The organism is Motilimonas eburnea, from assembly GCF_021295345.1.
Classification (GTDB): domain Bacteria; phylum Pseudomonadota; class Gammaproteobacteria; order Enterobacterales; family CBDFNC01; genus Motilimonas; species Motilimonas eburnea.
In genome coordinates, this window is record NZ_JAIMJB010000010.1 from 150,302 (window position 1) to 175,855 (window position 25,554).

Consider the following 25,554-nt stretch of genomic DNA (forward strand, 5'->3'; position numbering starts at 1 on the left):
GATTCCCCCTTAGACCAAAGGATCAACCGCATGCAATAAGGTTTCGCTTAACGCCGCGCCACTGGCTTGAGGGCCACCTAGCAAGCCTAAACGGTGATCCGCTACCGCCGGAAATACCGCTTGCACATCATCGGGTAACAAATAATCGCGTCCTGCAACCCAGGCTTTAGCCTTGGCCGCTTGCAACAATGTCTTACTGCAACGCGGTGATAAAGGGTTGGGATAAGTGGCGTTATAACGACTGTGGCCAATTAAACGTAACAAATAATTGAGTACCGACTCACTGGCGCTCACGGCTTTCACTTGTTGTTGCATCAGCAACAGTTGCGCCACATCAATCACCTTAGTGACCTCACTAAATTGTTGGCCTTGTAGCATGGCTAGTTCAGCCTTAGGGTCAGGAAAGCCCAGCTCGATACGCATCATAAACCTATCTAACTGAGATTCAGGTAGCGGAAATGTCCCCGCTTGGTCGAGTGGGTTTTGCGTTGCGATAACGAAAAAGGGTTCAGGTAACGCATAGGTTTCACTGTCGATACTGATTTGTTGCTCAGCCATCGCCTCAAGCAGTGCGCTTTGTGTTTTTGGGCTGGCACGGTTTATTTCATCAGCCAATAATACTTGGTTAAAGATAGGGCCTTTGTGGAAATGAAATGCCTGCTGCTGTGGGTCAAAAATAGATACCCCCAAAATATCGGCTGGCAACATATCACTGGTAAATTGCACCCTGTGATAGCTCAGTCCTAAGGTGGTCGCTAAACCCTGAGCTAACGTGGTTTTGCCCATGCCGGGTAAATCTTCAATTAATAAGTGTCCCCCAGCCAAAATACATACCAAGGCCAACTCGACTTGCTGCTCTTTGCCTAACACGACTTGATTTAACTGAGATAAAATAGGAGCGACGGTATTTCTCATAAACTTGCTTTCCAAAACAGGGAGTATCAACCATAGCAATAGCCAGATAAAAAGACACCTTTTTAGCGCTAAGCCTCTGGATTAAAACGTACTATTTGTGACTTGTCGCAGCTAATAAAGAGCCTGCCCCGATAAACAGGCCGCCAAAAATGCGGTTTTGTAAGCGCATGTGTTTGTCGCTTTTAATCAGCACCGATAATCGCGTGGCCAGTAAGGCGTACCCTAACATGACCCAAGTATCGATAACGACCGACGTGGCAGCCAAGATCAAAAATTGCGGCGCCTGCGGGGCATGGGGGTCAATAAACTGAGGCAGCAGAGCCAGTAAAAAAACGATGCTTTTAGGGTTAGTGATATTAACCAGCATGGCGTATGTAAACAGGCTGCGCAAAGATTTAGGCGTCCCTTGTAACTGCTCCACATTGAGGGAGCCCTGTTCACGAAATTTCATGACGCCTAAATAGATGAGATAGGCCACCCCTGCCCATTTAATCAGATTAAACAGCAAACTCGATTGCGCCACCACAGCGCCTAGTCCAACCGCAACCAAGGCAAACAGTAAGATAAGCCCCACTTGCAACCCAAAAATAGAAGCAAGAGACCGACGAAAACCCTGATTCATGGCGCTGGCCATGGTGTTAACCGCCCCCGCTCCCGGCGAGATACTCAGGAACAACCCCGCCACCACATAGGCTAACCATACGTCAAATGTCATATTAGCTCCAAAGCTAGGATGGCTTGATGGGCTTAGTTTGCCGCAAAGAAAGATAAATGCCCGAGCCAATGGCCATGGCGCCAATCAACTGAAACCAGGCCAACTGCTCACCAATAAAAGCCACCGCAAGCACGGTACCGAACACTGGCATCAGGTGAATAAACTGACCTGCCATACTGGCACCCACCAACTTAACGCCTTGGTTCCAACAAAAATAAGCAACCAAGGAGGCAAACACCGCGGTATACACCACCGCACTGCCATTTTGCCAGCTAAGTTGCCAAGCAGGCTCGCCAGCCCAGTTAAGCCAATAAATAGGACTGAGTACTAAACTGCCCACACTAATGCTAAAGCCAAGAAAAGCCATCGCCGACAACTCGGCCGGTTTAACCTTTAAGCCAATAGAATAGATGGCCCATAACAGGGCGGCCAACAATACCCATAGATCACCCGTATTTATCGATAACTGATATAGCCGTTCGAGCTCGCCATGACAAACTAAAAAAATAACCCCAAGTAAGGAAGTCAAAACACCAAGCCCTTGCATCAAGCGAATTTTTACCCCTAGGGCTAACGAGCAAAGGATAATTAAAATGGGGATCATCGAATTAATAAGCAAGCCATTGGTCGCGGTTGTTGTTTGCAAGCCTAAGTAAACACAGGTATTAAACCCAGCCACACCGACCGTTGATAGTAGACATAACTTCAGCCAATGGGTTTTAATCAAATGCCGCTGACGCCAAATCGGCTTGATAGTAAAAGGTAAAATCAGGCACATGGCCAAAGTCCAACGCCAATAAGCTAACGCGATGGGAGGTATGTCGCTGGCGACATAGCGAGCAAAGACGAAATTACCCGACCAAAATAAAGCCGATAAAGCGGGTAGTAGGTAAGCTGATGGTAACAAATTAACCCCCTAGTGGGATTTTGATCGGTAAAGTAAGAAAAACTAACGTAAACTTAACATCATATGAGCGATGATGACACAGCAGAATAACGTGGCCTATAACAACAAATATCAATTAACCCTTGAGTCCGAACTACCAGAGAAATACGCCAGCCATATCGGCCCTTTTTGGCGTCAATTCAGTCGCCCCGATGAGTTTATTGGGGTGGATGGCGTGCGCATTTGTTACACCCGTATTTGCCGCCCTGAACATACCCGAGCCATTGTCATATCCCCAGGGCGTATCGAAAGCTACATCAAATATCAAGAGCTCAGCTACGACCTAGCCCAGCAAGGGTTTGACGTTTATATTATCGACCATCGAGGCCAAGGCCTGTCCGGGCGCATGACTGATAACCCTCAACAAGGCCATGTGGCGCAATTTTCAGATTATGTTACCGACTTTGCCTACTGGGTTGATCAAGCATTGTCCCTTGACCGCTATCATCACACCTATTTAATCGCCCACTCCATGGGCTGTGCCATTGCGGCTTTATATCTGATGGACCACCCCCAGCGCTTCGAGCGAGCGGCATTTTGCAGTCCGATGTTTGATATTAATCTGGGCCCATTTAGCGCCAAAATGGCGCTCTCTATTACCAATGCAGCGATCCGCTCCAATGCCATGATGCGCCGCGCGCCACAATTTGCACCTGGGCAAGGGGGTTACCAAAATACCCCCTTTGAGGAAAATGAACTCACTCAAAGCTCAGTGCGCTATCACTTTTTTCGCCAAATCTACCAGGCCCATCCCGAAGTGCAACTCGGCGGAGTCACTCACCAGTGGCTAAACCAAGCGATTTTAGCCACGGAATACATAATCCAACATGCAGCTAACATCACAACGCCTTTGATCATATTACAAGCTTCGGCTGATGCGATTGTGAACCCTGAAGGTCAAAACCAATTTTGTGCAAACTTATTGCAAGCAGGCCGCCCCTGTTTTGATGAAGAGCCGATCATTATTGGCCATGCAAAACATGAACTGCTGGTAGAACGAGACAAATATCGTGTGCCCAGCATCAACTGGATATTAGATTTTTTCTTGCTTAATTAGACCTTGGGAAATTTTCGACTCTTTGCTCTAGCGCACAAAAATAGCCCAAATAATGAAATTCGCTCCGTGCTGTCTTTGTTACAATCAAACAAATAATATTTATAAATGAATGGATTGGCTAAAGGGACCTAAAATGAAATATCGCTCATTGCTCACCATGCTCTCATTGCCCGTGCTTTGGTCATGTGCTCAATCGCCTCAACCAGCACCCCAAGCCCCTATTACAACAGAATCTGCAACCTTAACCCGAGTCCCCTTTAGCCAAGTACTTGAAACGAACTTTCGTGGCCAACTGGCGCTCGGTGACAATGAAGCCTGGTTTACCCCCTGCGGCTTCGAAGAAGCCTTTCCATTAACCTATGGTGATGATCTTAAGATGATTTACAATAAGATCTCACCTCGTTCATTTGAACCAACCTATGTTGAGTTTGCGGGTGAAATTGTGCCTTCGGCTAATCAAACCGACGCATCAATACGGGTCGATCGCGTGCATCATATGGCCTTGAGTAAAACCTCGCCGCAATGTACCAAGGCCGTAACCGGATTCCATTTTAAAGCCAAGGGTGACAATCCATTTTGGAATACCTTAGTGGCCGGTCAAAACCTGACCTTTACCACTCAATCCAGCAGCCAAAAGTACGACATCAACCTTTCCAAGTTTGAAACCACCCAGCGCAACAATATTCGAGCGGTAGGAAAAAATGGCTTTGTACTGCAATTGCGTCTTAACCCTGGCCATTGTTACAGTGATAACGGGCGCGTTTATTGGGGCTACCAAGCCGAAGCGGATGCGGCTTGGGGCAAATACCAAGGTTGTGCTGAGCCGGCATGGCCTGATGTGGACACCAGCATTATTGGCAACTACATGGGGAATAAGCTTCATTATGGCCAAACCGTGATGGATTTAGCCCTTAATGAAGACTACTCCGCCACCCTTGTTACCCAAACCCAACAAGGCAAAAAGACTGAGTCGGGTTTTTGGAAATCCAATAATCCCACTGAAGTGTCCTTGTTTCTCACGCAATCGGCTGGCAAGCCCATTGCCAAAGAGATCATCTTTAGCCGCGAAGGCCTCGCGTTAACCGCCAGCGAGAGCAATAACGCGGGCATCGTGACACAATATCAAGGCGGCGTGTTTCAACTCGATAAGATGTCAGGCGGACAAATATTGGCAAGTGCCCCACAAGCACAACCTAAACAACGTCGTTTTAGTCCAGCCAATATTAATCCAACGGGGTTAGATCGTCAGATACAACAAGCCGTTGCTGAATACTTCCGCTATCACCGCACCTCTCCCGCTAACACCAAGTTTAGCGCGGTGAAGTATGACCTCAATGGCGATGGCATCGATGATGCCATCGTGCAACTGAACTGGTGTAGCAAGCATGGCTGCGTCATGTTGGTATTTGAAGGGACGGGCAAAGGCTACCAATTTCTCAGCCGAACCGAGCATGTTGCAGCCCCTATCCTAGTAGGACAAAGCCAGCAATATCATTGGCAAACCTTATATAGCCAAGTCGCCGGTGACTGGCGCAGCCTTTACTACAATGGCGTTAGCTACCCAGGTAACAGCAAACACCTTAGCAGTACCTCTCCCGACCGCAGCACGGGTGTCGTGCTGTTTGCCAATGGTAAACCACGTACTTGGTACGCCATTCGCTAACAAACGCCACGCTCCCTGAGCTCTGTCCACCTCAAGCTCAGGGAGGCCGCTTGCCTGATAACCAATCCCGCGCAAAAAAGCTGTTTTGGCCTCAAATTGATATAAGAAAATTGCATTAGATATACCCAATCGACCTGGATATGCTTGATTTCAGCAAGAATTTACAGGCGTTTAGGCAAGGCATTGATTGCTGGTAATGACGTTCCCCTTATCAAAATCAATAACGCGGCATAAACGCCTGTAAAACTTGCCCTTTGGGAACGCCACCGCGCTTCCACTACGTTGTTACGCTGATTTAGAAGGTGTCTACATTCCTGCATTAGCGTGCCTAGTATTGAAAACACGGTGGCGCTCTGAAACATGCATTTTCAAGTTGATTGGGTATAGACTATAATTTAGTCAGCAAAGCTATTTTCGGAGGCCTCATGCAAATCGGTTCAACATCATCTTTTCTTTCTTCAAATATCATTTCCCAACAGAAGAAAAAAGAGGAAGAAGAAAACGAAAAGCTCGCCAGTGGCCGCCGTATCAATTCAGCCGCAGACGACGCTGCAGGCTTTTCTATTAGTCAGCGCTTAACATCACAAATCAACCAATCGGCTCAGCTTAATGCTAACGAAACCTACAACCAGTCCATCGCCAATATAGAAAGCAGCGGCCTACAGAATTCATCTGACTCAGTGCAACGCATTAATGAATTGGTTGTGGCAAGCGGTAACGGATTAAACGGCGAGCAAGAGCTCGGGGCCATCCAAGCAGAAATTGACGAGCTAGTTGCCGGCATAGATAACGCGAGCGATCTTGGCCTCGATACCATTAATGTCACCACCCAAAGTGTGGATGACAACCTCGCGGCAGGCCAAGCCGCACAAGAGCAGTTGCTTTCATCACAAACCGACCTTGGCGCACAAATCAATGCGTCGGATTCTTACCAAAGACAGTTAAGCAGTGCGTTTGAAAATCAAAGTGCCGCTCGCTCACGCATCGAAGACACGGATTATGCACGGGTAACCTCAGACCAAAGTAAGGCTGAAACCCTACTGGAAGCAAGCGTAAGGGCACAAAAAGAGAAAGAAGAGAACGAGAAAAAAGCAATGGGCAACATTTTGGGTTAATAGGGCTCACCCCTTAGATGTAAAAAGCGAGTCTGACTCGCTTTTTTTATGCGACTTGCTGCACCGCAATAACTTCATGAGGACGAACACTAGCAGCAACCTGCTCCGCTAATAAAGCTTGTTGGTATTCAGTCACCGCTGCTTCAATACAGGTTCCACACTGAGTCGCTAAGCCTAGCTCACGTTTTAACATCTTAAATGTTTTACCATCAGCCACTGCTTGGCGGATGGTTTTATCAGTGATGCCTTTGCAAATGCAGATATACACAATTCAACCTGTTTCAATAACTTGCTCAAAATCTACGCAGATTATAAATCAAAATAAGAATGATTAACAACAAGAATTACAAAGGCAATGGCAGTTTGATATAAATTTGCTAGAAATAGCTGCCTGTTATGGGGTGCGAGCCCCTGTGGGAGCCGCAGTCATGCGGCGATAAAATGAGGCCTCAAGAACAAACGATAGTGAGATAACCTTGACCATACCCTAGCACAGCCAACTCAACATCAACCCGCTCTTGATTAGGTTTATTAAACATTTTCTCAAGCTTAGGCATCGACTTAGCCGCAAAGTTAATGCTCTGCAACGCTAAAAAGTCACCTGTTTTCGGGTCAAGCAAGTTAGTGCCCAACACCTTAAACAGCCGATTAACATTCGCCATCATGGCCTTGGGTAACGCCTTCTTATTCACTATTTCGCGCAATTTTGGATCGTCAAGCCCTTCCATACTCGCCGCCAAAATAGCCAAGCCTGCAAAGTCAACCACGGCAACCGCACGCACTCTTTTCGCCGGATCAACAAACACAGCAAGAAAACAAGGTAACCAACGATTATGAAACGGCCCGCTAGGCACCGATTCAATCAACACCTCTTTACGCGCAAACGCGTTCACTATGGTATGGATCGCCTCGACTTTGGGCAGCCTAATCAGCTCAGGCCGATCTTGCGAGGCACTCGCCTCGTTATCTTCTTCATCTAATAAAGGCAACATGGCTTGATACAAGGCTTCATCAGTAAAGGGCTTAGATAGCACAAACCTTGCACCCGCCTGCTTCGCTTGCTGGATCTTGACGGCCTCGGTCTCTGAGGTCACAAAGCCAATTTTTACATCTAATTGCGCTTTATTCACCGCCGCTAATAACTCAATCCCGGTCATCTTCGGCATATACCAATCTGATAACACAATATCCGGATGCCACTGCTTAATAATGGCCAAGGCCTCTACCCCATCGGATGCTAATTGCATATCACAGCCACCATAGCCACAAGCTTTTAATGAACGCTTAACAATCGCCTGCATTGCTTTGCTGTCATCGACGATCAAAATTTTCATAAAATCACTCCTGTGATGGCTGCTTTAAGCAAGGACTATAAAAAACATAAACCGGCTCAGCATTGACTAATAAGGCACAAGGCAATACCGATTCCACCTCTCCTATCCAATGCGCTATCTGTTGCCTAGATAAGCTCACGGGGGCGGCCATATTGTCGCTCATCGCCAGTTTTGTTTTCACATGGCCTGCGATAATGTTGGTGATTTCCCCCATGGCATCGGTCACCTGTTTTGCCGTTAACCGCTCACGGTGGCCACCAAACATGGCCTGGGCTAAACAAGTGCCCACCTCTGAGCTTGCCAGCACGACCACCCCATGTTGGTTGTTAACAAATTCAACCCAAGCCCCCAGCACCAATGCATCCTGACACTGCAACAACTCAGACAAAACAAAAGGTAGCGACTTAATATCGCAAAAATGCTGCCAACATTCACCGACAACAGCTTCAAATTCGGCTTGAATGATCATAAATCACGACCCTGTCGACTAAAACGGTATTTATGCATTATGCTAAAAAGACCTGAGTTGGCTGATTATTCAAGAGTAGCACAATGCAAGACGACCACTTTATGACCATTTTTGTTATTGAAATGGCAATCTTCTTTCTGATTGTGCTCGGCATTGGCTACTACTGGCAACGCCAAGGTAAAAAGGCCCTGTTGGCGCAACTTGAGCAAGCCGAACTCACCATCGCCAAACTCAAACAAGGTATCCAACAAAGCAGCAGCGCGCCGCCTGAGGACCTGATCAAGGCATTAAAGCAGAGCCAACAAAAAAGCCAAAAATTAACCTTAGTCTATCAAGCCCAAATTAAGCTGATTAAACAAATCGCCGCCATTTCGGAGCTACCCAGTGAAACCAAGGGCACCCACGACAACATTACCCAGCATATAACCCAACTAAAACAACAAGCCACCGAGTCTGGCGAAATCATAGATGAAATGACAGTCGCCCTTAATGAAAGCTATTTGAAGTTTGACAACTTCAGTAAAGAAGCCAACGAGCAAGAAGAAAAATTGAAAAAAATGCTTGAAGAAGCCGTCAATAAATCCACTACCAGTGCCGAAGAACAAGCGCAAATGGAAGCCCATGCCGAAGCTGTTGGTGTTGAAAATCAACAGCTCAGCGAGAAATTACGCGCGGCCGAGCAAGATATCGATCAATATAAAATGAGCGTCGCGTCACTAGAGCAAGAATTAGAACGTCTTCAACAAAGGGAGCCCGAGGGTGAGGATACCACCGCATTACAAACCCAGTTAAGCGAACTGCAAGATGAAATCAGCCGAGTAGTCCGAGAAAAAGACTTTATCGAAAAACAATTTTTAGAAATAGTAGAAAACGCAGGGGACGCCACCGATCTCGCCGCCGAACTGAGTCGCGCAAAAAATGAATACGCCATGTTAGAGCAAAAATTTATCGAAGCCGCGGGCGATAAGACAAACTAAAAAGCCGTGATGATAATGACGCATAACGGCTTTCACTCATGATTTCAGCTAAATTTTGTAGACTTATTTCAACTTAAGCAACCCCAAACTAGCCGCAATATTGCGCGATGTTAGCTCAATATTTTGCTTGGCTTCGGCTAATGCGGTTGGCAAATCGACCGCCCGATTGACCACAGCAAACACCGCGTCGATGGCATGTTCATGATCATGTACCACACCACAATCATCGGCTAAACAACCCGCAATGCCAATGACCGGCAAGTTAAATTGCTTAGCGGCTCGCGCGACCCCAATAGGGGTTTTACCATGAATAGTTTGACTATCAATACGGCCTTCGCCGGTGATAACTAAATCTGCATCGCGAACCACGTTCGTTAGGTTCACCGCATCCATCACAATATCAATACCGGGGCGCAATTGTGCGCCCAGCAAGCCTAGCAATGCTGCACCCAAACCGCCGGCCGCCCCGGCGCCAGCCATAGGCTTAACATCAACACCTAACTGCTGCTGAATAAGGTCGCCATAGTGGCTTAGGTTAGCATCTAATTGAGCGACCATTTCAGGTGTTGCCCCTTTTTGTGGGCCAAACACACGAGAAGCGCCTTTTTCACCACACAAGGGATTGTCCACATCGCAAGCCACTTCTAGGTGCACATCTTGTAAACGGGCATCTAAGGCTGAGATATCAATCTTGGCAAGCTTATTCAGTTCGCCGCCGCCATAGCCAAGCTCATTGCCGTTTGCATCAAGAAAGCGTGCACCCAAAGCCTGAGCCATGCCAATACCGCCATCATTGGTGGCGCTGCCACCGATACCGACAATAATGTGTTTAACCCCTTTGTCTAACACCGCTTTAATCAGCTCACCCGTACCAAAGGTTGTAGTGATCATAGGATTACGTTGCTCGGGAGTCACCAGATGCAAGCCCGAGGCCGCCGCCATTTCAATGATTGCGGTATTGCCATCCCCCATCAAGCCGTAAAACGCCTCAACAGGCTCACCAAGAGGGCCACTCACTTGGCAATTAACAATGTTGCCTTGGGTCGCATCCACCAGCGATTGCACCGTGCCTTCACCGCCATCGGCCATCGGCAACTTAATGTACTGGGCATCGGCAAACACTTGTTTAAATCCATTTTCTATCGCATTGGCAACTTCCATGGCCGTTAAGCTCTCTTTAAACGAATCAGGAGCAATAATGATTTTCATAACAGTTACCTTTAATTATTCAGAATTTAAACGAACAGGCCAAACACACCAAACATCATGGTTGAAACAAACGCTATCATCAGACCCACCGCGGTTTCATAAGGGATGACTTTAAGACGCTCACGAATATCCATGTTTAGGGCACCACCCGTGGCATGGAAAAAGCTGCCATGTGGCATATGATCAAGTACCGTCGCACCCGAGTGGATCATCGCAGCGCCAGCCAATGCAGGCACACCAAGTTCTAAAATGGTCGTGCTAAAGACATTCGCCGCAACCGCCGTACCGGCCGTTGTCGAAGCGGTGGCTAACGACATCATGGCACCCGAAATTGGCGCAAGTAGGTAAGATGGCAAGCCAGAGCTGGTTAACACATCAATCAAACCGTCTTTTAGACCTGAGTTAGCAATGATACCGGCTAGGGTACCTGTACCTAATAACATCACCGCAACCGGCGCCATCCGACCTAAACCCGATACCGCAAAATGATTCGCATCTTTAAAACGGCCCATCACCACGGCACCGATTAAGCCACCTAAAGGCAAAGCAATGAGAGGGTCAACACTGATATCTGCAATGGGGCGTAGCGCCAGTAAGGCAATCGCCACAAGGGGCGCCACGATAGCAGCACCAAAGCGCGGTAGTTTACTGTGGTCAACCGATACAACTTCGTGATCGGCGACCTTAGTGCCTTTGTGCTTGAGACGTTTAGCAATGAAGTAAGCCAAGGTCATGCCACAAATACCGGGGATGATGCCCGCCGCCATCACCGAGGTTAACGGCACGTTAAATGCGTCAGCAGCGGCTATCGCGTTCGGGTTGGGTGACATCACGTTACCGGCTTTACCACCGCCGACCATGGCCAGCAGAATCGCCGTCTTAGACAGATCAGCACGTTGTGCAATAGCTAAGGCAATCGGCGCAACCGTGATCACAGCAACATCAACAAACACCCCTACCGAGGTTAAGATCATTGTCGCTAATGCTAAGGCTAACAAGGCGCGGGTTTCGCCTACTTTTTTCACTATGGTTTCGGCAATGGAAGTAGCTGCACCGGATTCAATCAACACCCCTGCCAACACGCCTGCGGCTAAAATACGTAATACCGCAGTGGTAATGCCTTGCGCACCGCCAATCATCAACTCGACTGTTTCTGTTAGCGATACGCCCCCAACCACACCACCGACTAATGCGCCGATGATCATGCCGTATGCGGGCGGAACTTTTTTCAATATAAGCGCAATCGCGACAACCAATGCCGAAAGCGCGCCAAGGGTAGATACTTCTATCATAGCGTTTGCCTATTTCAGATGACTTTTAGGAATAGGCACACTATAAGAACGGGTTATAAATTAATCTTTAGGTATAGTGACGAATATTGCGCCTTAACAATCGGGAAAATTGTGCAAACGCACAAAACCATATCTATTTAGCCTCTCATCGCGAACAACTTTATCGCCAAATAAAGGTGCAATTTACCAGATATACTATTGATATTTAAGGATGTTATTTGTTCCACCTTGTCTAATCGGTACCTCAAGGTATTTCTGTGAATATGCAACGCTTCACAGGTGTGATTCAAGTCGCAATCTTGCTGAAAATACGCGATTAATGTTCTAAGCAGCACTTGCTTGGGATCTTGATGGCAAAGTAAGTCATAAGGCTCACGAATTTGTGCTGCTTTCCATGGCTCAGCCAAGAGAGAGCTAAGTAAAACCGGTAATTTATGATCTTGATAAAAAAACACGCCCCCCTGCTCACCACTTAATGCATCTAGGGTTAAGCGCGCCGTTTCAAAGGATTGGGCCAACCCTGTCAGCCCAGGAAAGTAATCTCCTAGGGCCATTTTAATGGTGAACTTACCCAGCTGGTTAATACGCTTTAATAATTGGTTAATGCGCTTGCGCTCAGCTTGCTGTGACCATCCAGACGCATTGAGCGCGATGGGCTTGAGTACCACCACCTCATTGTTAGAAACAGATAAAATGCCCACCAAGTTATCCCGCTCAGGGTATTCAAGCAATTGCACTAACTGTTGCAAGTGCTCCAGTGAGAAAGCCGTGTCCTTATCTGGGATCACTTTAAAAATGGTCGCTATCCGCGGCTTATCCAAATCAATTTGCAAGCGCGCCGCCACCGAGGTCATTTGATCTACATTGACGGGGGCATTATCAATGAGCTGCAGCACTAACTCTTCACGGTGGCGTTTATTCCATTGCACCTGAGACATCAGATCCGCTTGCTCAACAATCAGCTCGGCCGTCATTTTAACCAGCTCAGCATACTGGCGAACTTGCTCAGGCTCTCCCGACACACCGATGACCCCCACCACTTTATCTAGGTAGATAATCGGCAGGTTAATACCGGGTTTAACCCCTTTTAAATTGGCTGCGGTGGCACTGTCTATTTCCACCACTCGGCGCTCGGTAATAGCCAACTTGGCGCCCTCATGTTTTTGTTGCAATCGTGCAGGATCGCCGGAGCCAATAATGCAACCAAATGAGTCCATCACATTCACCGAATGAGGGATAATTTTCATGGTTCGCTCGACAATTTGCCTTGCGGTAAACGCATTTATTTCCAACAGTTATTCCTCATCTTGCAAGCGCTATAAGCCCATCACAAACTCAATTTTGCCCGGCTTAATCTTAATTTCTTTACCCACTTTTTTGATCAAGGCTTCGGTACTGTCTTGCTCATCCAACACATAAATAGGCTGAGTTTGTAAAAACAATTGCAGCGCTTGCGATACCTGAGGGATCAACTTAGCGATTTCATTACCAAAGTCCGCCGGCTCGGTTCTCACTTGTTGTAAGGCCACCTCTTTTAAATACACTGCCCCTTCTTTCTCGCTGTACCAGGGCTTAGCACTAAAATCCACTGTCACCTTGCCAGTAAAAGGCCTAATGGGGTTTTGCAGCTCCAATTTTGACGTACCCGAGACTTGAATGGCTTGACTATTATTGCGACCTAAACTGACCTCAATTTGGCCTAGCTCGGCTTTAACATATAAGATCCCCGGGATCCCCTCTTCGTGCTTATAGCCTACCTTTTCGTTGATATAGCCCGCCACTTCTTGCTCAGACAAGGAATAGGTTTGGCTACAGCCTGCGACCACGCTAAGTACAGCCACTATCACCAAAGATTTTAACAAGCTAGTCTTCATTTTTTATCCTATTAATTGATTGATCATTTTCGCGCTTTTTATCCACTAAAGAGCGAATTAATTTAGCCGGATTGCCGCCAACGAGGCTATCGGGCGGCACGTCTTTCGTCACCACCGCACCTGCCGCAATCACAGCCCGTGCCCCTATCGTCACCCCTTGGCAAATCACCACATTGCCACCAATCCAAACATCATCTTCAACGACGATCGGCTGGCAACTAAATTGCCAAGCACGCCGACCTTGATAATCGAGCGGATGGGAAGCGGTGTAAAACTGGCAAGCGGGCCCCACTAACACATGGTTACCTAAGGTAATGGGTGCATTATCTAACATGGTCACGCCCATATTGATAAAGCAGTTGTCGCCAATACTGATGGTTTTACCAAATTCACAAAGAAAAGGCTGCGAGATCACCGATCTTGCGCCTATCTGTTTGAACAGCTTTTTCGCTAGGCTACGGCCTTTGTCGGAAAAGGTACGATTAAATTGCTGTAAAAGAGTAAAGGTTTGTTGGCGTAGGGCTTGGATCTCTTGATCGCGGGGATCAAAGCGTTCCCCCCGCTGCATCTTTTCTAGCTCGGTCATGCTCACCTCGGCTCACTGAATCTAGGCGCATGATAACGGATCTTTAGCTATTTGGATTCATCATTTTAGTGAGACATAGGTTAGTCTGCTGTACAAAATGCTGAAACGCCACAAAAGAGGTTTCTTCAAGGGGAATCAAGCCCGATTTACGGTCGGCATACACTAAGCCAATACTGCGTTTATCCACCGCTAATGGCGCAATGTAAAAACCGCTTCTAGGGGTAAGTTGGGCAAGCTTAGCCGTCAGAAATCGTTGCCACTGACTCAAACTAGGATCAAACCAAATCGGCTCAAAACTTTTTAAACAATGAGAAAATAGATTTTGCTCACCGGCAATCGCAATAGAAAAGTCATCTTTAAAGTGCATTGCATCTTTACCCGACACAAAGCGCGCTTTTAAACTTCGTCTATCTCGCGTTAACATGAAAATTAACACGGTATCCATCCCTATGCCTCGGTATATCCCTTCTAATGCCGAGTGCATGACCATGTTAATATCGACCTTTTCCACCGCCATATTGGTCAACTCATGTAATATTTTAAGCTGCAGAGCTTCGTTACTCACCGACGCTTCTTCGACCTGCTTAGCAGCCTCACCTTTAACGTTTAAAAATTGCACCAACTTATGGGCACCATAGGAATTCATCAGCTCTATGGTATCTTGCTGGCAAGCGGCAATTTCTTTTGCCACCGTTTGTGGTCCCACCCCTAAAATTTGCCCCATTTGCGCTTCTAATTGTTGCTTATGCTCCTCGTCGGGTTGCGATGAAATGAGCTGTGCACTGAGTTCATCGGCAAGCAATAAGGTACGCATTAACGTCGACTGAGGTGGTTTATCGGCCATTGATGCTTCTACCACTTCACCCAAGTGCCAGCTAGTGGCTAAGCCTTGGCTCATGCGTTCAAAAGAGGTACCCAGTAACTCTTTCACGATTTCCTTTTGCTGAATTTTCGACAGCCTGTGCTGCTCAGCATAAGTCAGCTTTTGGTCAAGTAGAATGGCCACATCACTATTGGTTCGCCAAAAGGCCGCTTCACCTAATCGGCGCATTAAGGCCGCTAAAAAGTACTCTTCTTGAATATCATTATGCTGTTTATGAAGGAGTTTTTTAACCAGCATCCCCGCCAGTAACGAGCGCGCAATCAGGATCACAAGCCGCTGGTAAACTTGGTTGTCTACCTTTTGCTCCGCCAATAAGGAATCCAACAGCTGTGCAGTGATACAAACCTGCTTAATCGCTTGAAAACCTAGCATCACCACCGCTCGGCTTACCGTGGTGACCTGATGACGCCCACGCTTATAGCAGGCACTGTTAGCAATACGTAGGATCCGCGCCGTTAACCCATGGTCGTGTAATATTTCTTGTCCAAGTTCTGACAAAGAAGCCGTGTCATCTTGGGCGATGGCCTCTAACTTAGTCACGGTATCGCGCAGCACAGGCATTTCATGCTCACTGATATAGCGCACCCACGCTTCTTTACCAAACAGACCTTTACAGCTCATTAACCGCTACCAAAAATACAAGTGTGTTATCAGCTAAGTGTAGGTAATTCTTTAGACAAAGGCAGTTCGCAAGTCAAGGGCTGTGAATTAGCGCAGAGAAAATAGAGGGTTAGATATAAGGTGAATCGAAAATGTGCGACGCACGGGTCGCCGCACGGAGGTAAAAAAACGCTTAAACCGCGCTATTGAGCTGCACCACAACCTTGCCAAAGTTGTCGCCTTTAAGCATGCCGATAAAGGCAGGCACCACCTCATCTAGCCCTTGGTAAAGATGCTCTTTGTACTTCACTTGTTTTGACTTTAACCATTGGTCCATCACAGGCACAAAGGCGTCATAACAGTGGCCATAATCTTCAAAAATAATAAAACCTTTCACCGTTAGGCGCTTCACTAAAATGGTCGCCATTAATTGCGATAAACGATCCGGTCCAGCCGGTAATTCGGTAGCATTGTATTGCGACACCAAGCCACACACAGGTACGCGCGCACCGGTATTAAGTAGTGGTAATACCGCATCAAACACCTTACCGCCGACGTTTTCAAAATAGATATCGATGCCTTTATCACAAGCCTTGGCTAACTGCTCTGCGAAATCCTCGCTGCGATGATCAAGACATTCATCAAAGCCTAACTCGGTTTTGGCATAGGCACACTTCTCGGCGCCGCCGGCAATCCCAACCACTTTACAGCCTTGCAGCTTAGCAATTTGGCCAACCGTTGCGCCTACTGGGCCCGTTGCCGCCGCCACCACTAAGGTATCGCCCGCTTTGGGTTTACCTATGTCCATCAAGCCCATGTAAGCGGTAAAGCCCGGCATCCCCAAAATACCTAACGCATAAGAAGGATTAACCGGATTTTTGCCTAAATTAAACAAGCCTTCGCCATTAGACACAGCGTAATCTTGCCAACCACTGTAGCTCAGCACCCAATCGCCTAGCTCAAAATTCGGATTATTGGTGCGCACCACCTGAGACATGGTTGCGCCCACCATCACCTCTTTTAACCCCACCGGCGGGGCATAAGATTCGGTATCATTCATGCGACCGCGCATGTAAGGATCAAGGGAAAGGTAAATAGTACGAAGTAAAATTTCGCCATCTTTAGGCTCAGGAATGGTCGTTTCGTTTACGGCAAAGTTGTCAGCCGTTGGCTCACCAACAGGACGAGAGTTCAATAAAATCTGACGGTTATAAGAATGTGCTTGGCTCATATGATCTTCCTTAATCAATAACAACCTGCATCAGCAAGTCACGTACAGAGGCTGCAATATCGCATGCAACAATGCCAGTGTCTACGTGCAAAGCCATTAAACCGATCTGCGTAGCATTTCAGTTATTTTTTACTAAGACTAGCCTTGGAAGATGAAGAGATGACCGCAAAGGGGGTTTATCGCGGTTTGAAAACCGCTCCATAGAGGGCGGGGGCTTTTTTCTGTAGGAGCCCCAGTGATGGGGCGATTTGGTCCCATATATCGCTGCATTACTGCAGCTCCCACAAATTACTGCAGCTCCCACAAATTACTGCAGCTCCCACAAATTACTGCAGCTCCCACAAATTACTGCAGCTCCCACAGAGAGCCGCTGCACGCGTAAGAGCGATATTTATATCGCAAACATTATTTAATCAGGCGAAGCGCAAATGGCACTCTAAATTGTTCCCCTTTAGACGCAGCCATTGCGCCCATGATGCAGAAAATAAGGTTACACAGCATGATAACAGGAAAAATCAAGCCACCAATAAGTATAAAGGTCAACACAGTCGCAATAGCATAGCCAATCAAAGTGGTAATAGACCAATTCAATGCTTCCATTGCTTGATCCTTGATATAAACATCATCCGCCTTTAATAGATAAAGCGCTAGGCCCGGAATAAAACCAAAGAAAATCGTCGCAATCCAGCCGATCAAAGCAATGTTTTTCGCATCTTGATTCGGCGTCGCCACCGTATCAACTATCTCGTTACTCATAGTAAATCCCTGTTCAATAAATTAAAAAATCAGAAATAAATTATATTGTTAAGTCATCTGCATTTCTGTGAGCGCAGGTTGATAACCAAAGGATAACTTGACTAATATTTTACCTGTCCATTTCCCGAGTAGGAGCGATATTTATATCGCGAACAATTTAGCGACAGCGCGTTGATTTTTTTTTCGCGGTTTAAAAACCGCTCCATGGAGGACCGGGGCTTTTTCTGTGGGAGCCCCAGTAATGGGGCGTCCCCATATATCGCTGCATTACTGCAGCTCCCACAAATTACTGCAGCTCCCACAGGTGCCCATAGCGCGTGAAGGGTGGTTTTGATAGCTACAGGCTATTGATTACTTAGAAACAATCCACTAACCCTTTTTGTAGAAAGGTGTACACTTAATTTAACTAACCAAGTCAGTGATTTGCTAACAGCTTAAGGAGGCAGTATGCCTACACTCCAAGTTAAAGATTACATGAATAAACAAGTGGTCAGCTTTAGTGCTAATACCCCTATCGCCGTTGCTGTTGAGCGTTTGATCAAGTCATCACAAATTGGCGCGCCGATTGTCGATGATAACAAACAAGTGATTGGCTGGGTGTCCGAGCAAGATTGCCTAGATAAAATGCTTAAATCTAGCTATCACTGCGACGGCTCAGCCTTATTAGAAGACATCATGAAACCGCAAGTGCTGAGCGCTTCGCCACAAGATAACGTGCTCGATTTAGCCAGCCAAATGCTGGGCCAAAAACCAAAAAGCTACCCTGTGGTTGAAGCGGGCAAGCTAGTCGGCATTATCACCCGACGCGATGTACTAAAAGCGGTGAATCAACATCTTAATAGCTGTTATACCCGCCAGCCTGCGTAAGCCTCTGATTGACTCTCCTAGCTAGCCCCGATGGGGTTAGCCCTGCTTTCCTTTTTTAACATTTGCGTTACTTTTTAACCGTTTTAAGGTTTCCGAACCCTTAAGAACTTTGTTAAAATCGCCGAAAATTAAAGGAGAGTAACACCATGCCAATGTACGTTGTGGGTCATAAGATCCCTGATTCAGACTCAATCTGTGGCGCAATTGCCCTAGCCTACTTAAAAAACCAAATCGGTGAACCCGCAGTGGCCACTCGCCTTGGTGAAGTGTCACCAGAGACGGCCTTTATTCTTGATAAATTTGGCTTTGAAGCACCAGAATTCAAGGAAAGCTATGCTGGTGAAGAAGTTTACATCGTTGACCACTCAGAGCTAACGCAAGCCCCTGATGATATTGCCGAGGCCACTATCGTTGGTATCGTTGACCACCATAAACTCGGTGACTTAACAACGTCTACCCCACTTGAATGTTGGATCCGTCCGGTTGGCTGTAGTAACACAGTGATCAAGATGATGTACGACTTCTACAAGGTTGAAATCCCAGCGAACATCGCAGGCATCATGATGTGCGCTATTCTAAGCGACACCGTCATCTTCAAATCACCAACTTGTACCACAGCCGATATCAAGTGTGTTGAAGCCCTAGCTGAAATTGCTGGCGTTGAAGACTTCAAAGCCCTAGGCATGGACATGTTTAAAGTTAAATCAGCGGTAGAAGGCACACCGGTGCGCGACCTAGTGATGCGTGACTTTAAAGACTTCAACATGAACGGCAACCTAGTGGGTATCGGTCAATTAGAAGTAATCGATCTGTCTGTATTTGACCAAATCAAGGCCGATCTAGAAGCCGACATTGCTGCGCTAAAAGAAGAAGGCAAGCGTCACAGCGTGATCTTACTGCTTACTGACATCATGAAAGAAGGCTCTGAGCTATTAGTGGTCAGCGATGATGTGAGCAAGATTGAAGCCGCTTATGGCAAAGCGACCGAAAATGGCCGCGTGTGGTTAGACGGCGTACTAAGCCGTAAAAAGCAAGTCGTACCACCACTACAAGACGCTTTTGCTTAATTAAGTAACGCGTTTCAAGTTAAAAACCGGCTAGTTTCAGCCGGTTTTTTATGCCTGAATGATAAAAACATGCCCTGTGGAAGGCGAGCTTGCTCGGCGAATATCAAACACATTCACCAACTGCAAACCCCATTCCCTGAGCGAGCTCAGGTCCCACAGTTTCCCCACTCGTTCACAGCTCCACACACCTGTGGAAGGCTAGCTTACTCGGCGAATAACAAGTACATCCAGCAACTTTAACCCCCATTCCCTGAGCGAGCTCAGGTCCCACTGTTTACCAACATTCTTTCGGTAAATAATCTGGCTTCACCGTCGAGCCGCGACAATCCCACACTAATTGATCGCCAACGACATCCACTTGATAAATCAGTGAACCTTCCACCTTAGACGAAGGGGTAAATTCCACGCGAATACGGCCGTTATACACATCGAGCAAGGCAATCACAGGGCTATCTTGGTATCTATCTACCCCTAATGCCTCATTATCTTTAGGCAAGGCATGATACTTAGCCACATAGGTGGCTACTTGCTGCTTGACTAATTGCGCTTGGCTATGGCCCATCGCCGCATTGGCTTTTAGGGTATAAGTTTGATAAGCCGGCAATGCGATAGCCGCTAACACACCTAACATAGGCAATCCCATCAAAGGCAAGAGCAACAAGGCCACCAACACGCCGCCGCTTTCATTGCCCAGCTGACGCCCTTGGTTATACTTATTGTTCCACTGCTGCTGGTCGCTGGCGAGAAATACGATGCCTTCAATGATGCCAATTACGGCAGGGATCAAGGTCCAACAAAACAGCAAATAGCCCACGCCCCACCACTGGCCTAGAAAAAACCGGTGCAGACCAAAACTGCCACCAACCATGGCCAACAAGGCAGCCGCGATGCGGCTTTTGTATTTCACTTCAACATGTACGGGAGGATTAACATCAGATGCTTGCAAGGGGGAGACTCCTAAAACCAGTTCATTTATAGGCATTAAGACATAAAAAAAACCTAAAACCAAATCCGGCTTTAGGTTTTTTGTGAACTGCCCCTAAAAGTGCTAAAGGGATTATTTGTAATAAGGTAAACGCGAGGCTTCTACCACTTTAAGGGCCGCTTCGAGCGCCGCCTGACGACTTGGTAAAAACTGCGATGCAGGCACCATTTCAGAAACTGACAAGCGATCTAACTGCGTTTGGGTATCTTGATGTGGACAAATAATAAATACCTGACAACGCGCTTCCACCGCATCCTTAATCGCATTCTCTAATGCCAAGGCCACGGTCACATCTATCATAGGCACATCACTTAAGTCCAAAATCATGGCTTGGTACTTACTGATACTGCTGTGCTGGCGCGTAATCGCCTTAGACACACTAAAAATCATCGGCCCAGATAGGTAGAAAAACAGCACCTTGCCATTGGTTTGATCAAGCAGCTCACGCTCCTCTGGCGTTAATGGCACATCTTCCTCGGCATCGCTGATGGCCTTCACTTGCTTAGCCTGCTCGCGGCTTAACTTTTCAATAATGATGATGTTAGAGATAAACACCCCTAAACCAACCGCGACGATCAAGTCGACAAACACCGTCAGCAGCATCACGCCATACATAATAAATGTACTTTGCATACTCACTTTATGGGCGCGTTGTAAGAAGCTCCAATCCAAAATATTAAAGCCCACATACACTGCAATACCTGCCAACACCGACATAGGAATCGGCTCGGTTAACCCGCCTGCAACCAACACCACTAACGCCAGTACCAGTGCGCGAATAACCCCCGATAACGGCGAGCGCGCACCCACTTGAATATTCACCACCGTACCCATAGTGGCACCGGCACCCGGCAGCGCACCAAACAAGCCAGAAATCATGTTGGCGATACCTTGGCCACGCAGCTCTTTGTCTGAGTCATGCTCTTTACGGGTAAGTGAATCGCCGATAACCGCGGTCAGCAAGGTATCAATACAACCTAAGGTACCCAGCACTAAGGCGTCGATCACCATGGTAGTGAACAGCTCAGGCGTAATGGTAGGAAAAACAATACTGGGCAAACCACTTGGGATCTCGCCAATACGGCGAATGCTGTCGGTATCAAATAAGATCACCGAAAGCAACGTCACCGCCACCAAGGCAACTAACTGCGCAGGCACATATTTGCGATACGCCTTGGGCATTAAAAACAAAATGGCTAAGGTTAAGCCGCCTAAAAACAGCTCACTTAACTGCATATTGCGCAAGGTATCAGGCAAAGCCATCAAGGTGCCCGACACCCCACCCGCAGGCGCGGGTTGGCCCATTAACGGCGCTAATTGCAGAATAATTAAGATAACGCCAATCCCCGACATAAAGCCAGATATCACGCTGTAAGGCATTAAGGTAATGTATTTGCCCATTTTTAATGAGCCGAGAATAACTTGGAACAGACCCGCCATCATCACCACGGTAAAGGTCATGGCAACCCCCGCTTCGGGGTATTTAGCCACCATGGCGGTCAACACCGCGGTCATGATCACCGTCATAGGGCCAGTTGGCTCAGAAATCAGCGATGAAGAGCCACCAAACAAGGCAGCGAATAGGCCAACTAAGATAGCGCCCCATAAACCGGCTTCAGCCCCCGCTCCGGAGGCCACACCAAAGGCTAACGCTAAGGGAAGAGAGACAATGGCCGTGGTCACACCACCGAACATATCCCCTTTTAAATTGAATTCTTTAAACCTTTGAAGAGACACAACAGCATTCCATGTTAGGTTAAATTTCGAGGATTCTACCATTTGCATCACAGATGAGTAGTGTTTTTTATGTTAGAGACGGCTATCTCACCTCAATCCCTTTAACAAAAAGCACTCAAAAACATCAAATAAATATATTGACATATTATGTCCTAGACGGCTAACCTAATTCAAAATTAGAAAAGCATCAGGAACAACCATGAAAATAATGCACTATGCGTTACTTACCCTGCTCACGTTGTTATTGAGTAGTCCACTGCAAGCTAAGCCTCTGCCAAGCGACCCTAACTGGCAAATTCACCAATTAGATAACGGTTTTCAATATCGGCTTTATTCGGTCGATGAGCCCAGCGATCGAGTGCAAATCTATCTGTGGGTTAAAGCAGGGTCGATTGACGAAACATTCGAGCAAAAAGGCGGCGCTCATCTACTTGAGCACATGGCCTTTAACGGCACTCAGCATTTTCCGGGGCATAAAATCGAGCAACTATTTAAACAAGCGGGTTTGAACTATGGTCAAGACTTAAATGCCTATACCTCTTTCAAAGACACGGTTTACACCCTGAGCATTCCTGAAAATAACCCTGAGCTGATGAATGAGGTGCTGCTGTACTTATCCGATGTGGCACAAAACATCACCCTAGACAAAACCGAGGTGGCCAAAGAAATTGGCGTGGTACAAGGTGAATACTACACCCGCGCCGGCGATGAATTAAAGCCCGATATTGCCTACATGGAAGCCATGTCGGCCGGCAGTGAATACGGATACTACGGCGTTATCGGTACCCTAGAGCAAATCGAGCGTTTAAACGCTAAGGCTTTACAAGATTACTACCGCGCATGGTATCGCCCCGATAACATGGAGTTACTGGTGGTGGGCAACATAGACAAGCCGCAAGTGGCTGATGCCATCGAAAAGCAATTCAAACGATTAGACGGCAAGGCACAAAACAAAAACCGCCCCGCCGAGCCCGAGTTTAAGCATGCCACCCAAACCTTTCAAAGTGAGAAGGTTACGCTTCATAACATCGGTTTGAATTTTATCTTGCCAAAAGCGACCGTGCAGACAATAGCCGATAGCGAGCGCAACAAGCTGATCCAGTTCACCCACGCCTTGATCAAAACGCGCCTAGCGCGCGCCCATGAACTTAGCCAAAACCCCTTTGCGGGCGTTAATAGCTACATAGGCCAACCCCTTTTTGTCGGTAACAACTGGCTTTACTCCCTTGGAATCGATTATGAACCCTCGCAAGATCAAACGGCCATTAATTGGCTGGGCGCAGAAATTGCCAAGATCAACCAATTTGGTTTTAGCCAAGACGAGTTCGACCAACTGGTGCTCATGTATCAGGCGCACCTGTTTAATTTTGAGCAAACCTATCAAAGCCGCACCTCGCAAGACATCATCAATGAATACGTGCACGCACAGCAGCAACAACAGGTGTCGGTAGACAAGGCCACCACCTTGTCATTGTATAACGGCTTTCTTGAAAAGCTCACCCTCGCCAAAGTAAACCAATTTGCCCAGCAAACCTTAGTTAACCCACAGATCTATCAAATCGCCCCTAGCGCAGAAACCACTTCGCCCCTTAATGCAGGGGCCATTAAGCCGCATCAACAACTTGAAACTTGGGTGACGGCGGCCCTAAAGCAACCTGTCACGCCATATCAAAGTGAGCAATTGGTAGCAAAATACAGCAGTCGCCAAGAACAAGGTCAAACCGGCAAGGTGATCGCCGAGCAAAACTATCCAGCTTTGGGCATAGAGCAGCTGACCTACGACAATGGCTTAACCGTATTATTGCAGCCCGATACCACCAACAAGGGCATGGTGTATTTTCAGTTTTCGGCTTTAGGCGGCATCACCACATTAGATGCGAAATACCGCGCCGCAGCTAGCATGTTAGTCGATGTGCAAGCCGCCAGCGGCTTAGGAGATCAATCGGCGCAGCAAGTCACTCAAGCGCTGGCTAGCCGGGTCACCACCATCAATCCCTTTATCCACAATACACAACGCGGTTTTGATGGCGCGATGCCCACTCATCAGCTGGAGTTTGCCCTTGATTACTTAAGCCGCGCTTATCGCTCCACCAAGGTAGATGAAGCCGCCTTTAACCAAATGCAAAGTAATTACACCAGCAACGTAAAACACTATATCAACAGTAAACAAGGCCAAGTTGATAGCCGCTACTACCAAGCGCTTTATGGTAATAACCCTTATGAAGGCCTGCTGTCTCTAACACAATTGCAGCGCGTTACCCCTGCCGATATCCAATATGTAAAGCAGCAACTGTTTGGCTCGGCGGCAGACTTTAAGCTCACCCTAGTCGGGGATTTTACGACTGAGCAAGCTAAGCAGCTGATCAGCCAATACTTAGCCAGCTTGCCTAAGGGTCAAGCACACGCTGACCCTAACACGCAGCTAAACGTACTTGAGGGCAAAACCAGTCTGAATGAAAAACTCAATGAAAACGATCGCGCCGATCTGGTGTTTCAATTTGTTTACCAAGGCGTTAAGCCCAGCGTAAAGCAAATTTATGGCGCTGATTTGTTGGCTAGATTAGTTCAAGATCAACTGATGGCCACCGTGCGTGAAGAGTTATCTTTGTCCTACTCTCCCTATGCTGGTTGCGATCCTGCCATCGTTAACCTTAACTATAGCCACTGTCGCATCGGGCTAATTACCGCCCCTAAAGATGCCGACAAGGCAAAGCAAGCGATAGAAAAAATCTTAACGAATTTTTATCAAAACGGCGCCGATGCAACCGCCCTAGCACAGCATAAAAAAGGCCTAGAAACCGCCATGCTCGATACCTTTAAAGATCCACAAAGCCGCGCTTGGTTTATCCACCGCGACCTTGTTTTGGGTTATCAAGTGGGCGAAACACTGGATGCTAAAGCGGTCGTTGCCAGCATAGACAAAGCGTACATCGACGGCTTAATCAAACAAATGTTGCAACAGGCAGGGCAAGTCACCTTGGTGAACTTGCCGAGTAAGAACTAGATAAAACTATACTGGGGTTAAGTGCAGCTGTGAACTTAACCCCGAATTCATGTTTGATGTTCGGAGGAAAAATACCAGCCAATAGAAAGCCTTGTAAGGCAGACTATCAAGCCCAACTTGTTGGGAGGTATTCCGTCTGGAAAGCCAGGGCGGGATTCCACTTTGTTCAACTTTTAACCAAATATAATCTTTGAACGATATTCGCCGGACCAACCTGACTTTCTACGCTTGGCTGCTAAGCTATCTTTTTCGCTAATATCCTGCTTTATCGC

At 47.2% G+C, this 25,554-nt stretch carries 23 protein-coding genes; 7 read left to right on the forward strand and 16 right to left on the reverse strand.

All coding sequences use genetic code 11. From position 1 onward, the window contains the following. Positions 1 to 9: 9 nt before the first annotated feature. From K6Y21_RS11845 to K6Y21_RS11855, 3 genes are all read right to left on the reverse strand, one after another. The gene (locus K6Y21_RS11845) at positions 10 to 915 is read right to left on the reverse strand and encodes an AAA family ATPase (RefSeq protein ID WP_233072059.1); all 906 of its coding nucleotides are present in this window, start codon (positions 913 to 915) and stop codon (positions 10 to 12) included. A gap of 91 nt (positions 916 to 1,006) precedes the next feature. Then, positions 1,007 to 1,630, reverse strand: a complete 624-nt coding sequence (gene rhtB / locus K6Y21_RS11850) for a homoserine/homoserine lactone efflux protein (protein WP_233072060.1) — start codon at positions 1,628 to 1,630, stop codon at positions 1,007 to 1,009. 13 nt (positions 1,631 to 1,643) lie between these two features. Continuing rightward, a complete protein-coding gene (locus tag K6Y21_RS11855; RefSeq protein WP_233072061.1) occupies positions 1,644 to 2,537 on the reverse strand; it encodes a DMT family transporter in 894 nt (297 codons plus the stop codon). A gap of 73 nt (positions 2,538 to 2,610) precedes the next feature. Between K6Y21_RS11855 and K6Y21_RS11860 the strand changes: the two genes are divergently transcribed. The 3 genes from K6Y21_RS11860 to K6Y21_RS11870 all read left to right on the forward strand — a co-directional run bounded on the left by K6Y21_RS11860 (position 2,611) and on the right by K6Y21_RS11870 (position 6,411). Continuing rightward, positions 2,611 to 3,633: an alpha/beta fold hydrolase gene (locus K6Y21_RS11860; protein ID WP_233072062.1), complete on the forward strand. Its 1,023-nt coding sequence runs from the start codon at positions 2,611 to 2,613 to the stop codon at positions 3,631 to 3,633. A 133-nt stretch (positions 3,634 to 3,766) separates the two neighbouring features. Next, positions 3,767 to 5,296: a COG3650 family protein gene (locus tag K6Y21_RS11865; protein ID WP_233072063.1), complete on the forward strand. Its 1,530-nt coding sequence runs from the start codon at positions 3,767 to 3,769 to the stop codon at positions 5,294 to 5,296. A gap of 425 nt (positions 5,297 to 5,721) precedes the next feature. Continuing rightward, the gene (locus tag K6Y21_RS11870; protein WP_233072064.1) at positions 5,722 to 6,411 is read left to right on the forward strand and encodes a flagellin; all 690 of its coding nucleotides are present in this window, start codon (positions 5,722 to 5,724) and stop codon (positions 6,409 to 6,411) included. Between the two features lie 46 nt (positions 6,412 to 6,457). On the opposite strand, the gene K6Y21_RS11875 is transcribed toward K6Y21_RS11870, so the two are convergent. The 3 genes from K6Y21_RS11875 to K6Y21_RS11885 all read right to left on the reverse strand — a co-directional run bounded on the left by K6Y21_RS11875 (position 6,458) and on the right by K6Y21_RS11885 (position 8,214). Next, the gene (locus K6Y21_RS11875) at positions 6,458 to 6,679 is read right to left on the reverse strand and encodes a (2Fe-2S)-binding protein (protein WP_233072065.1); all 222 of its coding nucleotides are present in this window, start codon (positions 6,677 to 6,679) and stop codon (positions 6,458 to 6,460) included. A gap of 181 nt (positions 6,680 to 6,860) precedes the next feature. After that, positions 6,861 to 7,745 carry a response regulator gene (locus K6Y21_RS11880; RefSeq protein ID WP_233072066.1) on the reverse strand — a complete coding sequence of 295 codons (885 nt, stop codon included), beginning with the start codon at positions 7,743 to 7,745 and terminating at the stop codon, positions 6,861 to 6,863. 4 nt (positions 7,746 to 7,749) lie between these two features. Further along, positions 7,750 to 8,214 (reverse strand): chemotaxis protein CheX, encoded by a 465-nt coding sequence (locus tag K6Y21_RS11885; RefSeq protein ID WP_233072067.1) that lies wholly within the window; start codon positions 8,212 to 8,214, stop codon positions 7,750 to 7,752. Between the two features lie 83 nt (positions 8,215 to 8,297). Between K6Y21_RS11885 and K6Y21_RS11890 the strand changes: the two genes are divergently transcribed. Next, complete coding sequence (locus K6Y21_RS11890; RefSeq protein WP_233072068.1) at positions 8,298 to 9,191, forward strand: coiled-coil domain-containing protein; 894 nt, start codon at positions 8,298 to 8,300, stop codon at positions 9,189 to 9,191. A 63-nt stretch (positions 9,192 to 9,254) separates the two neighbouring features. Here K6Y21_RS11890 and K6Y21_RS11895 read toward each other — a convergent pair whose 3' ends face one another. From K6Y21_RS11895 to K6Y21_RS11930, 8 genes are all read right to left on the reverse strand, one after another. After that, the gene (locus tag K6Y21_RS11895; protein WP_233072069.1) at positions 9,255 to 10,400 is read right to left on the reverse strand and encodes a glycerate kinase; all 1,146 of its coding nucleotides are present in this window, start codon (positions 10,398 to 10,400) and stop codon (positions 9,255 to 9,257) included. A gap of 26 nt (positions 10,401 to 10,426) precedes the next feature. Then, positions 10,427 to 11,692, reverse strand: a complete 1,266-nt coding sequence (locus K6Y21_RS11900) for a GntP family permease (RefSeq protein ID WP_233072070.1) — start codon at positions 11,690 to 11,692, stop codon at positions 10,427 to 10,429. A 137-nt stretch (positions 11,693 to 11,829) separates the two neighbouring features. Then, positions 11,830 to 12,984: a sugar diacid recognition domain-containing protein gene (locus tag K6Y21_RS11905; RefSeq protein WP_233072071.1), complete on the reverse strand. Its 1,155-nt coding sequence runs from the start codon at positions 12,982 to 12,984 to the stop codon at positions 11,830 to 11,832. 24 nt (positions 12,985 to 13,008) lie between these two features. Next, positions 13,009 to 13,566 (reverse strand): YceB family lipoprotein, encoded by a 558-nt coding sequence (locus K6Y21_RS11910; RefSeq protein WP_233072072.1) that lies wholly within the window; start codon positions 13,564 to 13,566, stop codon positions 13,009 to 13,011. Next, positions 13,556 to 14,152: a sugar O-acetyltransferase gene (locus tag K6Y21_RS11915; RefSeq protein ID WP_233072073.1), complete on the reverse strand. Its 597-nt coding sequence runs from the start codon at positions 14,150 to 14,152 to the stop codon at positions 13,556 to 13,558. The genes K6Y21_RS11910 and K6Y21_RS11915 overlap by 11 nt, the downstream gene beginning before the upstream one ends. 43 nt (positions 14,153 to 14,195) lie before the next feature. Then, on the reverse strand, positions 14,196 to 15,656 hold the full coding sequence (locus K6Y21_RS11920) for an HDOD domain-containing protein (RefSeq protein ID WP_233072074.1): 1,461 nt from the start codon (positions 15,654 to 15,656) through the stop codon (positions 14,196 to 14,198). Between the two features lie 172 nt (positions 15,657 to 15,828). Continuing rightward, positions 15,829 to 16,866: an NADPH-dependent curcumin/dihydrocurcumin reductase gene (locus tag K6Y21_RS11925; protein WP_233072075.1), complete on the reverse strand. Its 1,038-nt coding sequence runs from the start codon at positions 16,864 to 16,866 to the stop codon at positions 15,829 to 15,831. Between the two features lie 405 nt (positions 16,867 to 17,271). Beyond that, positions 17,272 to 17,622 carry a DUF4870 domain-containing protein gene (locus tag K6Y21_RS11930; RefSeq protein WP_233072076.1) on the reverse strand — a complete coding sequence of 117 codons (351 nt, stop codon included), beginning with the start codon at positions 17,620 to 17,622 and terminating at the stop codon, positions 17,272 to 17,274. Between the two features lie 447 nt (positions 17,623 to 18,069). Between K6Y21_RS11930 and K6Y21_RS11935 the strand changes: the two genes are divergently transcribed. Further along, a complete protein-coding gene (locus tag K6Y21_RS11935; protein ID WP_233072077.1) occupies positions 18,070 to 18,489 on the forward strand; it encodes a CBS domain-containing protein in 420 nt (139 codons plus the stop codon). Between the two features lie 146 nt (positions 18,490 to 18,635). Next, the gene (locus K6Y21_RS11940) at positions 18,636 to 19,556 is read left to right on the forward strand and encodes a manganese-dependent inorganic pyrophosphatase (RefSeq protein WP_233072078.1); all 921 of its coding nucleotides are present in this window, start codon (positions 18,636 to 18,638) and stop codon (positions 19,554 to 19,556) included. 274 nt (positions 19,557 to 19,830) lie between these two features. On the opposite strand, the gene K6Y21_RS11945 is transcribed toward K6Y21_RS11940, so the two are convergent. Further along, positions 19,831 to 20,502: an NINE protein gene (locus K6Y21_RS11945; protein ID WP_233072079.1), complete on the reverse strand. Its 672-nt coding sequence runs from the start codon at positions 20,500 to 20,502 to the stop codon at positions 19,831 to 19,833. A gap of 111 nt (positions 20,503 to 20,613) precedes the next feature. Continuing rightward, the gene (locus tag K6Y21_RS11950) at positions 20,614 to 22,236 is read right to left on the reverse strand and encodes a SulP family inorganic anion transporter (protein WP_233072085.1); all 1,623 of its coding nucleotides are present in this window, start codon (positions 22,234 to 22,236) and stop codon (positions 20,614 to 20,616) included. Between the two features lie 241 nt (positions 22,237 to 22,477). On the opposite strand from K6Y21_RS11950, the gene K6Y21_RS11955 reads away from it, so the two are divergent. Further along, entirely contained in the window at positions 22,478 to 25,282 is a 2,805-nt protein-coding gene (locus K6Y21_RS11955; protein WP_233072080.1) for a M16 family metallopeptidase, read from the forward strand. Positions 25,283 to 25,554: the final 272 nt, after the last annotated feature.